Origin of the sequence: Micromonospora sp. LHW51205 (assembly GCF_003315815.1) — a bacterium.
GTDB lineage: Bacteria > Actinomycetota > Actinomycetes > Mycobacteriales > Micromonosporaceae > Micromonospora > Micromonospora chalcea.
The window spans coordinates 1,678,642-1,691,019 of record NZ_QMEZ01000001.1; the positions used below are offsets into that span (position 1 = coordinate 1,678,642).

15 protein-coding genes are annotated in these 12,378 nt (G+C 72.8%); 8 read left to right on the forward strand and 7 right to left on the reverse strand.

All coding sequences use genetic code 11. The annotated features are described in order from the left end of the window. Position 1: 1 nt before the first annotated feature. On the reverse strand, positions 2-772 hold the full coding sequence (locus DQE82_RS07975; protein ID WP_043327644.1) for an SGNH/GDSL hydrolase family protein: 771 nt from the start codon (positions 770-772) through the stop codon (positions 2-4). 254 nt (positions 773-1,026) lie between these two features. Between DQE82_RS07975 and DQE82_RS07980 the strand changes: the two genes are divergently transcribed. Both DQE82_RS07980 and DQE82_RS07985 read left to right on the forward strand, forming a co-directional pair. Further along, positions 1,027-2,511, forward strand: coding sequence for a hypothetical protein (locus DQE82_RS07980; protein WP_113972309.1), 1,485 nt, complete (start codon positions 1,027-1,029; stop codon positions 2,509-2,511). 19 nt (positions 2,512-2,530) lie between these two features. Beyond that, the gene (locus DQE82_RS07985; RefSeq protein WP_113972310.1) at positions 2,531-3,934 is read left to right on the forward strand and encodes a PQQ-like beta-propeller repeat protein; all 1,404 of its coding nucleotides are present in this window, start codon (positions 2,531-2,533) and stop codon (positions 3,932-3,934) included. On the opposite strand, the gene DQE82_RS07990 is transcribed toward DQE82_RS07985, so the two are convergent. The 5 genes from DQE82_RS07990 to DQE82_RS08010 all read right to left on the reverse strand — a co-directional run bounded on the left by DQE82_RS07990 (position 3,918) and on the right by DQE82_RS08010 (position 7,140). Further along, positions 3,918-5,096 (reverse strand): WD40 repeat domain-containing protein, encoded by a 1,179-nt coding sequence (locus tag DQE82_RS07990; protein ID WP_064448012.1) that lies wholly within the window; start codon positions 5,094-5,096, stop codon positions 3,918-3,920. The genes DQE82_RS07985 and DQE82_RS07990 overlap by 17 nt on opposite strands. Further along, a complete protein-coding gene (locus tag DQE82_RS07995; RefSeq protein WP_113972311.1) occupies positions 5,093-5,623 on the reverse strand; it encodes a SigE family RNA polymerase sigma factor in 531 nt (176 codons plus the stop codon). The genes DQE82_RS07990 and DQE82_RS07995 overlap by 4 nt, the downstream gene beginning before the upstream one ends. Before the next feature lie 115 nt (positions 5,624-5,738). Further along, entirely contained in the window at positions 5,739-6,254 is a 516-nt protein-coding gene (locus DQE82_RS08000; protein ID WP_043327649.1) for a putative immunity protein, read from the reverse strand. Then, complete coding sequence (locus DQE82_RS08005) at positions 6,251-6,808, reverse strand: putative immunity protein (protein WP_113972312.1); 558 nt, start codon at positions 6,806-6,808, stop codon at positions 6,251-6,253. The genes DQE82_RS08000 and DQE82_RS08005 overlap by 4 nt, the downstream gene beginning before the upstream one ends. Continuing rightward, the gene (locus DQE82_RS08010) at positions 6,805-7,140 is read right to left on the reverse strand and encodes a hypothetical protein (RefSeq protein ID WP_082931107.1); all 336 of its coding nucleotides are present in this window, start codon (positions 7,138-7,140) and stop codon (positions 6,805-6,807) included. Before DQE82_RS08010 ends, DQE82_RS08005 begins: the two co-directional genes overlap by 4 nt. A gap of 95 nt (positions 7,141-7,235) precedes the next feature. Between DQE82_RS08010 and DQE82_RS08015 the strand changes: the two genes are divergently transcribed. Both DQE82_RS08015 and DQE82_RS08020 read left to right on the forward strand, forming a co-directional pair. Beyond that, a complete protein-coding gene (locus DQE82_RS08015; RefSeq protein ID WP_113972313.1) occupies positions 7,236-8,039 on the forward strand; it encodes a helix-turn-helix transcriptional regulator in 804 nt (267 codons plus the stop codon). Continuing rightward, positions 8,030-8,221, forward strand: a complete 192-nt coding sequence (locus DQE82_RS08020) for a DUF397 domain-containing protein (RefSeq protein ID WP_113972314.1) — start codon at positions 8,030-8,032, stop codon at positions 8,219-8,221. Before DQE82_RS08015 ends, DQE82_RS08020 begins: the two co-directional genes overlap by 10 nt. A 205-nt stretch (positions 8,222-8,426) precedes the next feature. Here the strand turns inward: DQE82_RS08020 and DQE82_RS08030 are convergent, their stop codons facing one another. Then, the gene (locus tag DQE82_RS08030; protein ID WP_113972315.1) at positions 8,427-8,804 is read right to left on the reverse strand and encodes a VOC family protein; all 378 of its coding nucleotides are present in this window, start codon (positions 8,802-8,804) and stop codon (positions 8,427-8,429) included. A 173-nt stretch (positions 8,805-8,977) separates the two neighbouring features. Between DQE82_RS08030 and DQE82_RS08035 the strand changes: the two genes are divergently transcribed. From DQE82_RS08035 to DQE82_RS08050, 4 genes are all read left to right on the forward strand, one after another. Next, entirely contained in the window at positions 8,978-10,747 is a 1,770-nt protein-coding gene (locus DQE82_RS08035; protein ID WP_113972316.1) for a proline--tRNA ligase, read from the forward strand. Positions 10,748-10,801: 54 nt separating this feature from the next. After that, entirely contained in the window at positions 10,802-11,221 is a 420-nt protein-coding gene (locus DQE82_RS08040; RefSeq protein ID WP_030499538.1) for a CBS domain-containing protein, read from the forward strand. Positions 11,222-11,299: 78 nt separating this feature from the next. Further along, on the forward strand, positions 11,300-11,725 hold the full coding sequence (locus tag DQE82_RS08045; protein WP_013283255.1) for a SufE family protein: 426 nt from the start codon (positions 11,300-11,302) through the stop codon (positions 11,723-11,725). A 20-nt stretch (positions 11,726-11,745) separates the two neighbouring features. Next, positions 11,746-12,378, forward strand: a complete 633-nt coding sequence (locus tag DQE82_RS08050) for a DsbA family protein (RefSeq protein WP_113972393.1) — start codon at positions 11,746-11,748, stop codon at positions 12,376-12,378.

The window sequence follows — 12,378 nt, forward strand, 5'->3', positions numbered from 1 at the left end:
CTCAGTCGCGCTCGACCGGCCCGAGCACCGGCCGCTTGGCGGTGACGAAGTCGCCGGAGGACCGCCCGGTCAGCCGGCGCCTGATCCACGGCGCCAGGTGCTTGCCGGCCCAGCGCAGGTCGGCGGCGCGCGCGGCGAGCCACGGGCTGGGCGCCGGGTGCGGCGGGACCAGCAGCCACTCCTCGTCGCAGCCGACGCCGAGCGCGGTGAGCACCTGGGCGGCGACCCGGCGGTGGCCCGCCGCCGACAGGTGAATCCGGTCGGTGCTCCAGAGCAGCGGGTTGAGGTAGGTGTCGTCGGAGTACAGGTCGACCAGGATCGCGCCGTGCCGCTCGGCCACCTCGCCGACCACCCGGTTGAGCAGCGTCACACGCGGGGCCATCAGCCGCTGGCCGGGCAGCCGGGACATCACGTCGGCGAACCGGAACAGCACCACGTCGCTGCCGCCGGAGCGCAGCCGCTGCACGACCGAGTCGAAGCGGGGGACGAACGCGTCCGGGTCGAAGGTGCGGCGCAGCACGTCGTTGCCGCCGGCCGCGAAGCTGATCAGGTCGGGCTTCATGGCCAGCGCGGACGGCACCTGCTCGGCCACCACGTTCGGGAACAGCCGGCCCCGGATGGCCAGGTTGGCGTAGCCGAAGTCGGGCCCGGCCTCGACGGCGAGACGGGTGGCGACCAGATCGGCCCAGCCCCGGTAGCTGCCGTCCGGATACGCGTCGTCCATGCCTTCGGTGAAGCTGTCGCCCACCGCCACGTAGCTGCGCCAGCGCACGGCGCCTCCCTCAGACGTCCCGGCAGAAGTGCGTCGCACAGTCTGTCACCGCGCGGGCCGCTCCCGCTGGCCCTGGACGCCGGACGTGGCGGATGTCTCGACGTCCTGTTCACGACAACCACCCCCGGGGACAAAAGCCCCGACCCGTCCAGGCGGGGCAGAATCCGTCGTCCGGACCGGGGATGATGGCTGCCGTCATCCGGCCGCGCGAAACCGTCCGGCCGGTCCCGCATCCGGCACGAGCGAGGAACCACATGACGCAGGGGCACCCACCGGCGGCAGGTTGGCCACCGCCCGGCAACGCCGACCCCCGGTACGGCGGACCGCCGCCCCCCGGGCAGCAGTGGGCGCCCCCGGGCGCGCCGAAGTCCCGCCGTGGGCTCTGGATCGGGCTCGCGGCGGGCGCGCTCGCGCTGGCGGTCTGCGCCGGCACGGCGGTCGGCGTCGGGCTGGGCCTGCGCGGCGACGACGAGGACGGCTCCGCGCCGAAGGCGGCAGCCGGCGCGAACGGTGTCACCGTCACCGACGCCGAGCTGACCGCCCTGCTCGACCGGCACAGCAAGGCGCTGGCGGCGAAGGACCTGGACGGCTACCTGGCCGCGTTCGACCCGGCCCGCAAGGAACTGATCGCCGGGCAGACCCAGCTGTTCCGTAACCTGGGCAAACTGCCGCTGTCGGTGGCCCGCTACGAGACGATCGAGAAGCAGGGCCGCGTCAGCGACGCCTTCGGGCAGGGCGTCACGTTCCAGCTCGACGTCTCCTTCGTGCACCAGCTGGACGGCTACGACCTGGCGCCGGTCGCCGAGTGGTACCGCTGGACGGTCGTCCGCGCCGGCAAGGACGCGCCGATCCAGGTCACCGCCGTCACCGGCGCACCGGCCGGCGGCAACGGCGACTCGAAAACCGTCTACTACCCCGGGCCGTGGGACAAGTGGCGGGACATCCATGTCGAGCGGACCCCGTACGCCCTGATCATCACCGATGCGGCCCGGGCGGCCGTGGCGAGGCGGTACGCCCCGGCCGTCGACAAGGCGGTGACGAGCAACCTGGCCGTGTGGCGGGCCAACGCGCCGCCCGAGCCGGTGTCGGACAAGTTCGTCGTCACGCTCGCCGCCGGCAAGGACGAGATGACCTCGCTCTACCGGATCGGCACCGAGAAGGCCACCGAGGCGGGCTACTCGGTGGGCATGGTCGCGGCCGAGCGCAAGGACGGCAGGAACACGATCGGCGGCACCCGCATCGTGGTGGACACCGGAGATCGTTACTTCACCCGCTCCGGCGGCGACAACGACGCCCACATGGTGTTGCGGCACGAGATCGCGCACTCGCTGATGACGCCCCGCACCGACCCGGCCGCCGTGGACGAGTTCAGCAAGCTCGACGAGTGGGTGGTCGAGGGGTTCGCCGAGTACATCGCCTTCCACGGCCGCCCGCTGGCCGCCAGCGAGCGCACCGCGCCCGCCCTGCAACTGGTCCGCGACGGCGGGAACGGCTGGAACGGCACGCTGCCCAGCAACGCCGACTGGCAGAAGAGCGGCCTGCTGACCTTCCACTACTGGCTCGGGCACACCGCGATGACGCACCTCGCCGAGAAGCACGGTGAGCCGAAGCTGTTCCGCTTCGTCGAGGCCGTCTACGCCGGCACCCCGACCGACCGCGCCGCCCGGGACGTGCTCGGCGTGTCGCTCGACGAGTTCCAGGCCGGCTGGTCCGACTACGTCCGCGAACTGGCGGGCTGACGGAAACGGGAGACGACCGATGACGTATCAGCACCAGCAGTACCCGCCGCCCGCGTACCCACCGGTGGGCCGGCCGGGTCCGGGCGGTGCGCCGCCGGCGGCGCCGAAGCGGCGCGGGCGCGTCGCGTTGCTGGTGGCCGGTGGGCTGGTGGCCGTGCTCGCGGTCGCGGCCGGCACCGCCTACGGCGTGTCCCGGCTGGTCGGCGGCGGTGACGACGGCGGGAGGAAGCTGCGTGCCGCGTGGGTGCTCGACTTCCCGGAGCTGCAGCGCAACGGCCTGAAGACGTACGACGGGCAGGACATGTTCGGCGCCTGGCTGGTCGGCGACGCGGTGGTCCGGGCGCAGCCGGACGGGATCATCGCCTACCGGCTCGGCGACGGCGGCCAGGCGTGGGGCGTGCCCGCGCCGCAGGGGGCATCGTTGTGCGCGGCCGCGCAGACCCTCGCCGACGGGCGGGGTGTGGTGGCGCTCGGCCCGGCCGACTCGTGCGACACGCTCGTCGGGTTCGACGCGGCCGGTGGCACGCAGGCGTGGCGGGCGACGTTCCCTGTGGAACGCCGGACGGGCCGGTCCGAGACCGTCGCGCCCGACCTGTCGGTGGCCGCCGGGCAGGTGATCGTCCGCAGCGGCGGGAACGTCCTCGGCTACTCGCTGGCCGACGGCAGGCGGCTGTGGCAGACCGACGCCGATCGGCTGCTGCCCGGCCGCGACTGCCGCCTGACCGACGCGCAGGCCGCCGGGGACCAGGCCGTCGTCACCACGCTCTGCGACGGCGACCGGGGCGCGCTGCTCGGCCTGGACCCGGCCACCGGCAAGCCGCGCTGGAAGCAGGACCTGCCCGCCGCGCAGCAGAGCGACGGGGTGCTCAGCGTCGACCCGCTGGTCAGCCGGCCCGGCCTGAACACCGAGACGTTCGTCGCGCGCGACGCCACCGGCAAGGAGCGGGCCGCGTTCGGCAACCCCGTCGACGGTACGCGGTTCAGCGACCTGCCGGTCAACCGTTCCAACACGGTGAGCGGGCCGGCGGTCCGGCCGTACCTGGCCGACGCGGACACGCTCTACCTGCCGACCGAGCCCTCTCCGGTGGGCGACAAGATGCGCCAGGCCAACCAGGTGGTGGCGATCGACCTGGCCACCGGGAAGCGGCGCTGGGTGTCGGCCGGGCACACCGACAGCGAGGTGGAACTCGTCCGCCTCGACGGGCAGGGCGTGCTGGCGTGGGAGGTGGGTGACCGGCGGGATCTCGCCCCACGGCTGGTCCGGATCGACCCCGCCACCGGGAAGGTGGGCGTGGTGGCCGAGGCGCCGCTGTCGGCCGGCACCGAGGGCAGCGACGCGAAGGTGCTGGAGCGCGACGGCACAGTGGTGCTGGTGCCGTGGAAGCAGGTCACGGCGGACGCGGCGATCACGGTCCTGCGGTGATGATCTGCATGTCCCGCAGCGCCGAGGGCTCCGCCCGCTCCGTGATCTTCTTGCCGTTCGCATCCACCAGGACCACCGTGTAGCGGTCACCGCTGCGCACCCGGACCACCATCGACCCGTCCGGCTGGAAGAAGACCTGCCGCAGTTGACGTCCCTCCAGCGGCAGCGACACCTCCGCGCCGGTCCGGGTGTCGAGCACGGCGTTGACCAGTAGCTCCCGTGCCGCGTCCCCGTACGTGCCGTTCCGGTCGATCCGCAGGAGCGCGACCCGCCGGCCGTCCGGGGAGAGACTGGACAGGTCGAAGGAGACGTACCGGCTGCCCTTGGTGCCCAGGCCCGGCACCGTCCGGCGCGCCCTGCCGTTCCGGTCGGTGAGGACGATCGTGCCGTCGGAGCCGTCGGCGAACGCCAGCGTCCCGTCCGCCGCGAACACGGCGTGACAGCCGTCGAGGCCCGTCACCCTGGTGAACTTCCCGGAGGAGACGTCGAGCACGCCGGTGGCCGGGTCGTCGCCGCCAGCGTTCAGACGCACGACGAGCTGTTGCGAGTTCGGCAGCCAGACGGGTGACCAGCAGACGTCGTCGACGCCGTCCCGGAGCTTGCGCCGCCCCGAGCCGTCGATGGCCGACACCCACACCGCACCGGTCGTCTCGACCCAGGCAACCCTCTGTCCGTCGGGGGACACCGAGACGTTTACCTGCGCCGGCCCGTACGGGAGACCGAGCAGGCGGACCGGGTCGTCGCCCGGACGCCAGGACTGAAGCCGGACGGTGCTCGTCGGGGACGGGGCGTTCGCCAGGTCGGACGGGCCGTAGACGAGCCGCCCGAAGGTCGCGTCACCGTTCGGCCCCCCGCCTGTGGTTTCGCTGGGACTGGTCGACGGCGTGCTCGACGGCTCGGCGGACGGGGTCGGGGTGGGCTCGACCGGCGGGGCGGTGACTGTGACCGACGGCCCGGCCGGCACGGGCGTCTGGCTGTTCGGCCGGATCGCCAGTGCCGTTCCGGTCGCGGCGGCCAGCACCACCAGCACGGCGGCAGAAGTGGCGGCGGCCCGCTGGAGGCCGAGCCGCCGCGAGGTACGCAGTGCCCGGTCCCGCAGGTCGACCGGGGTGACCTCCTCGGCCAGATCGGCCAGGTCGAAACGCAGTCGGTCCTGGTTCATCGGGCGGTTCCTTCCGTGACGTACAGCTCGGCGAGCTCCGGTGCCACGCTGCGCAGCTTCGCCAGCGCCTTCGAGGTCTGGCTCTTGACGGTGCCGACTGTCACACCGAGCAGGTCGGCGGCCTCGCTCTCGGTGCGGTCCTCGAAGAACCGCAGAACCAGCACGGCCCGTTGTCTGGGAGAGAGCCGGGCCAGCGCGGCCCGGAGGGTCAGCCGGAGCGTGGTCTGCTGGGCGTGGTCGGGGGCCGAGTCGCCTCCGCGCGGCTCGGGCACGTCGCCCGGCATCGACTCGGCCACCCGGCGGCGTCGCCACCAGGAGACCTGCAGGTGGTACATGACCTTCCGGGTGTACGCCTCCGCGTTGCCGGTCTCGTGCAACCGATTCCAGGCACGGTGCGTACGGGCCAGCGCGGACTGGACGAGGTCCTCGGCCAGGTGCTGGTCGCCGGTCAGCAGGTAGGCGGAGCGCAGCAGCGCGGGCGTACGAGTTCGGACGAACAGGTCGAACTCAGTCAGGAGAAGATCCACACGAGCCGGTCCTTGGGGTCAAGTGGTGCATCGGCGTGACGCCTTCCGAGACGCCACCCGGCCACGCCATGGTTGCCGCCTCCGGTGGCACTTTCCCGACAGGCTCCGGCCGGTGTCAGCAGTCGAAGACCGACCAGCAGATGTCGTTGCGCAGCCGCTGGTCGTCCAGGACCAGCTCGCGGATCTCGGCCGGAAGCTGATCGCGCTGCCACCGGCACTCGTCGCGCCCGGCCGCCTCGCCGAGACCGGCGGGCGCCGCCGCGCGTACCGCCTTGATCGCGTACGCGGCGGCGCCGAGTTCGTGCGCGGCCACGTGGGCCACGACGGCGGCCTGTCCGGCGGCGTACGCGGCGTTGCGTGCCGCCCCGCGCAGGTCCCGGGCCGCGCCCATGGCGTGCCCGCCCGCCGCGCGCGCCTCCATCATCCTGACCTCGCCCCGCACCCAGGCGCGGGCGTACGCGATCGCCTCGCGCGGGCGGCTGTCGTCCGGCCGGACCGCCTCGAACAGACCGAGGACGTGCTCGGCGCAGGTGGCGGCCCAGAGCGCCAGCAGATGGTGGTGCTCGTCGGTGAGCGTGCCGCCCCGGCGGATCGTGGTGAACCGGGGATCGCGGACCTTCGGCAGGATCACGACGCGGCCTCCGGCCCGGCGGCGCCCTGGCGCAGGTCGCGGTCGAGTGCGCTCATCAGCCGGGCGACCCGGCTGCCGCCGCCGGTCACCGGCGGATAGCGGCGGAGCACGTCGACCAGCACGGGGGTGGCGAGCTGCCGGTACCGGTCCAGCGCTGCCACGCCGACGGTCTCGTCACCGCCGGCCTCCAGTTCGGCGACGCGCGCGGCGTTGGCGGCGGCCCGCAGAATGTGGCCGACCTGGGTGGCCTTCGCGATCGGGTGCAGGTACGCGGCCGCGGCGGCGTCACCGGCGGCCCGGGCGGCCAGGCGCGCGGACTCGGTGGGCGCGGACCGGGCGGCCCGGTGCGCGTCGAGGGACGTGACCCGCTGGAGTTTCGTCCGGGCGGCGCCGCGCGCGAACGTCCACGCCGCGTCGACAGCCGCACGGGGACGCGGATCGCCGGGAACCGCCCGCTCGTAGACCGGGAGGACGTCCTCCGCGTGCCGGACCGCGTACCGCGCCACCTCGCGCAACTCGTCCATCGTCAGGTCGAAGTCCCCGGGCGCAGTCATGTCGCGGGCATCGTATCGGTGATGCCGCGCCGGTACGGGCCCCAGCCGACGAACCGCTCGAACAGCTCGCGCGGGGTCGGCCCGTCCTGCGGGTTGAGGCGGAACAGGTCGTGGGTGGCCTCGTGGTAGAGCCCGGACAGGTAGACGGCCAGGTCGACGGGGTGGTCCGCGTACTCGACCTTGAGCAGTAGGCGCGCCTGCGCACAGGGCCACGGCGCGCCGCAGGCGCGGCACAGCCAGAGCGGCCGGATCGGCAGGTGGGCCGGGTGGTCCGGCGGGTAGGGGCGGGGCCGATCGGGGTACGGCCCGAGCCGCGGTACGGGAAGGTTCATGCGTGACAGTCTGCTGATCGCGCCACTACGCTCGGAAGTCCTCGCTGCAGGTCCGGGGAGAGGCCGGGAGACCGGCCGCAATCTGAGGAGGGCGTGTGGAGAACGAGCCGACCGCCGAGCTGATCCGCGCGCAACTGCGGCGGCTGCGGGTGCGGGCCGAACTGAGCCAGGAGGAGTTCGGGAGGCTCGTGCACTTCTCCGGCTCCCAGGTGTCGGCGGTCGAGCTGGGCCACCGGCCGCTCGACAGGTTCTTCCTCGCCCGGGCCGACGAGGTGCTCGGCACCGGCGGACTGTTGATGTCGCTGCTCAAGCTCGCCGAGCGCGACGGCCAGCCGAGCTGGTTCCGCCCCTGGCTCGAAGCCGAACGCCAGGCGCAACAGTTGCGCTGTTACCAGCCGAGCCTCATCCCTGGCCTGTTGCAGACCGAGAACTATGCCCGGGCGATGATCCGCACTGACGACATGCTCGCCGAGCAGGAAGCCGAACGGCGACTCGCGGTCCGGCTCGACCGGCAGACCGTTCTGGCCGGCGCCGATCCACCCAAGTTCGTCGCGGTGATCGAGGAAACCGTGCTGCGCCGCGCCGACGAGAGCTTTCGCGGGTTGATGAGTCAACAGGTGACGCACCTGATCGAGGCGAGCAGCCACCCACACATCGCGGTGCACGTCATTCCGGCCGACATCGGACTGCACATCGGACTGACCGGACCATTCACCCTGGCTCGCGGCGGTGACGGGGGTTGGATCGGCTATCTGGAGAACCAGCTCGGCGGAACAGTGATCGACAAAGATGAAGACGTGGCTATCCTGCTGTCCAGATGGGAGAGCGTCCGCAGTGAGGCGCTTTCCCGCCGGCAGTCGATCGAGCTGATGAAGGAAGTGGTCGAGTCATGGAGCTGATCGGCGCGTTCTGGCGCAAGTCAACCCGCAGCGGGCAGAGCGAGTGTGTCGAGGTGGCGGACAACCTGGCCGCTGTGGTCGGGGTGCGGGACAGCAAGGACCCGGCCGGGCCGGTGCTCACCTTCACACCCGACGCCTGGCGGGCCTTCGTCCGGCTCAGCGGGAGCCGCGCGTCGCGCTGATCATGTGGGCCGATCCGGTGCCACAGCTCGCCCGTGCCGGCCCCGACCTCCAGCACGTCCCCGGCCAGTGGCAGCCGCTCGCCCAGCCAGGCGTACCAGTTCTGCGGATTGGTGCCGTACGCGTGCAGCGCGATGCGAGCGGTCAGGTTGCCGGTCGTCGTCGCGTACTGGCTGGTCGCCCGCGCCGATGCGGTTGCGTCGCCCGTCATGAGAGGTAGAAGCAGAACGGGTGACCGGCCGGGTCGAGGAGCACCCGGACGTCGTCCTGCGGCTGGAAGTCGGGCAGCGTCGCGCCCACGGACACCGCGTACGCCACGGCTGCCTCCAGGTCGTCGACCTTGATGTCCAGGTGGACAGACATCTGCTGGTCGCCGGGACCGGCCGGCCACACCGGCCGCACGTAGGCCGGCTCGTCCTGGAACGCCAGCCAGTGGCCGCCCTCGGGCGGGGCGAGGAGGACCCAGTCGGCTTCCTTCTCGCGCCGGATCCAGCCGAGCAGCCGCTCGTAGAACGCGGCCAGGTCCTCTGCGGACGGCGCGTCCAGCACCGTTGTCGTCAGCTTCATCAGCGGTCGCTCAGCCATGCCGCATTCCTACCCGGCACCCGCGACATTTACCGGCCCATCCGCACCATCTCGGCGGGGTGGCGGCATCGACACCAGTCGGATGCCGCCACCTCGCCGAGCCGGCGACGATCGGTCCGCGCGGACACCGAAAGGGGTCGCCCGGCCCTCCGCTCGCGCCATAAGCTGCGGCAATGCTGCTGCGCATGTCGACCCTGCTGCTCCGGACCCTGCGCGAGGACCCGGCCGACGCGGAAGTGCCGAGCCACCGGCTGCTGCTGCGCGCCGGATACGTCCGCCGGGCCGCGCCGGGCGGCTACACCTGGCTGCCGCTGGGCAAGCTCGTGCTGGACCGGATCACCGCGATCGTGCGGGGCGAGATGACCGCGATCGGCGACCAGGAGGTGCACTTCCCGGCGCTGCTCCCGGCCGAGCCCTACCGGACGAGCGGGCGGTGGACCGAATACGGGGACGACATCTTCACGCTCGCCGACCGCAAGGGCGCCGACCATCTGCTCGCGCCGACCCACGAGGAGCTGGCCGCGCTGCTGGTGAAGGACCTGTTCACCTCGTACCGGGACTTCCCGGTGACGCTGTTCCAGATCCAGACGAAGTTCCGCGACGAGGCCCGTCCCCGCGCCGGTCTGCTGCGCGGGCGCGAGTTCCTGATGAAGGACGCCTACTCGTTCGACCTCGACGACGCCGGAATCCAGGCCGCGTACGACCGGCACCGGGCCGCCTACGAGCGCGTCTTCACCCGGCTCGGGCTGGACTTCACCACTGTCCACGCGATGTCCGGCGCGATGGGTGGGTCGGCGTCGGAGGAGTTCCTGGCCGCCACGCCGGTCGGTGAGGACGCGTTCGTCGGCTGCACCGCCTGCGACTACGCGGCGAACACCGAGGCGGTGGTGACCCGCGCCCCGGCCGCCGGTGACCCGGACGCGCACCCGCCCGCCGAGACGCACGACACCCCGGAGACGCCCACCATCGCGGCGCTGGTCGAGCTGGCCGAGGCCCGCAAGCTGGGCGGGCGCACCGGCTGGACCGCCGCCGACACGTTGAAGAACGTGGTCCTCACCGTCCGCAGGCCCGGTGCCGATCAGGCTGAACCGCTGGTCATCGGCCTGCCCGGCGACCGCGAGGTGGACCTGAAGCGGGTCGAGGCGGTGCTGGCCCCCGCCACGGTGGCGGTCTTCGAGGACTGGGACGCCCACCCGGAGCTGGTCCGCGGCTACATCGGGCCGCAGATCCTGGCCAAGCACGGCATCCGCTACCTGGTCGATCCCCGCGTGGTGCCCGGCACCGCCTGGCTGACCGGCGCGAACGAGCCGGGCCGGCACGCCACCGACGTGGTCTGCGGGCGCGACTTCGTACCGGACGGCACGATCGAGGCGGCCGAGGTGCGGCCCGGCGACCCCTGCCCGGCCTGCGACGCCGGTGAGCTGACCATCCGGCGGGGCATCGAGGTCGGGCACATCTTCCAGCTCGGACGCCGGTACACCGACGCGTTCGCGGTCGACGTGCTCGGCCCGGAGGGCAAGCCGGTCCGGCCCACGATGGGCTGCTACGGCATCGGCGTGTCCCGGGCGGTCGCCGCGGTGGCCGAGCAGCACCACGACGACCGGGGGCTGGTGTGGCCCGCGGCTGTCGCGCCGTGCGACGTACACCTGGTCGCCGCCGGAAAGGGGCCGCAGCTTGACGCGGCGCTCGACCTCGGCGGGCGCCTCGCCGCCGCCGGCCTGCGGGTGCTGGTCGACGACCGCACGCACGTGTCCGCCGGGGTGAAGTTCACCGACGCCGAGCTGATCGGCATTCCGCGCGCCGTCGTGGTCGGCCGCCGTCTCGCCGACGGGTACGTGGAACTACGTGACCGGGCCACCGGTGAACGGGCCGAGGTGCCGGTGGAGGACATCGTGGAGCGTCTGCGCGACGAGGTGGGCGCGACGCGCCACGACGGGGTGTAGCGAACGCGGTACCGGGTACCGCATACGGATCGACCGAGGTGTTCGGAGGCTCTCATGTACCGCGTCAGTGACGTGATGACCAGGCAGGTGATCTACCTCCCGGCGGAGACCCCGCTGGACGAGGCGGCCCGGGTGATGAAGGAGTCGGACATCGGCGACGTGGTGGTGACCGACGGCGCCACGCTCGCCGGCATGCTGACCGACCGCGACATCGTGGTGCGGGCGGTGGCCGAACGCGCCGACCCGGGCACCACCACGATCGGCTCGATCATCACCCGTGAGGTGGTCATGATCGAGCAGCACTGCACGGCGAACGAGGCGGCGGCGCTGATGCGCGAGCGCAACATCCGGCGCGTGCTGGTCTGCGACAGCGACCGCAAGCTCGTCGGCATCGTCTCCCTCGGTGACCTCGCCATGCAGCTCGACCCCCAGTCGGCGCTCAGCGACATCAGCGAGGCCGCGCCGAACGCGTGAGAGCGGGCCCGCTCGCGTGACGCGGGGCACCGCCACCACCGTCGCATGACGGCGCGCGGCGGCGGATAGCCTCGACCCATGCCCGAGATGCCGACGAAGCTGGCCGAGATCGTGGACGAGTTCGCCGCCGCACCGCGCGACGTCGTGCTGGAGATGCTGCTGGAGTTCGCCGACGTGATCCCGCCCCTGCCCGAGGGTGTGAACCGGGAGGAGCTGGAGCAGGTCCCCGAGTGCCAGACCGCGTTCTTCCTGCGCGCCGAGGTGAACGCGGACAAGACGGTCAGCACCGTCTTCGACTGCCCGCCGGAGGCGCCCACCACCCGGGCGTTCGCCGGCATCCTCGCCGAAGGGTTGGCCGGGGCGAGCGCCGAGGAGGTGCTGGCCGTGCCGGACGATCTCTACCAGCGGATGGGCCTGGCGCAGGCGATCAGCCCGCTGCGCGTACGCGGCGGCACCGCCATCCTGGCCCGGCTCAAGCGCCAGGTCCGGGAACAGATCTCCTGACCGGCGGGTTGTCGCTGGTCATGGACATCGAGATCTACGCCGACGTGGTCTGCCCCTGGTGCTGGATCGGCAAGCGCCGACTGGAACAGGCGCTGGAGTCGTACGACGGCGAGGTGAACGTCCGGTTCCGGCCGTTCCAGCTCGACCCGACGCCGGTCACCGAGCCGAAGCCGCTGCTGGAGGCGCTCGGCGACAAGTTCGGCGGACGGGACAAGGCCGAGGGCATGGCCGCGCACGTCACCGGCGTCGCCGCGGGCGCGGGCTTGGACCTGCGGTTCGACCGGGCGGTGGCGGCGAACACGTTCGACGCGCACCGGCTGGTGCGTTTCGCCGCCGAGCGCGGCCGTTCCGCCGAGATGGTCGAGCGGCTCTACCGGGCGCATTTCCACGACGGCATCGACGTCGGATCGATCGACGCGCTGGTCACGCTGGCCGTCGAGGCCGGTCTGGACGAGACCGAGGCGCGGGAGTACCTGGAGTCGAACCTGGGCCGCCGGGAGGTCGCCGCCGACCTGAGCGCCGCGCACCAGCTCGGCGTCTCCAGCGTGCCGACGTTCGTGCTGGCCGGAAAGTACGCGGTCACCGGCGCGCAGGAGCCGGAGACGCTGCTCGCCGCGTTGCGCGAGGTGGCGCAGCGCGAAGCGGCGGCCTGA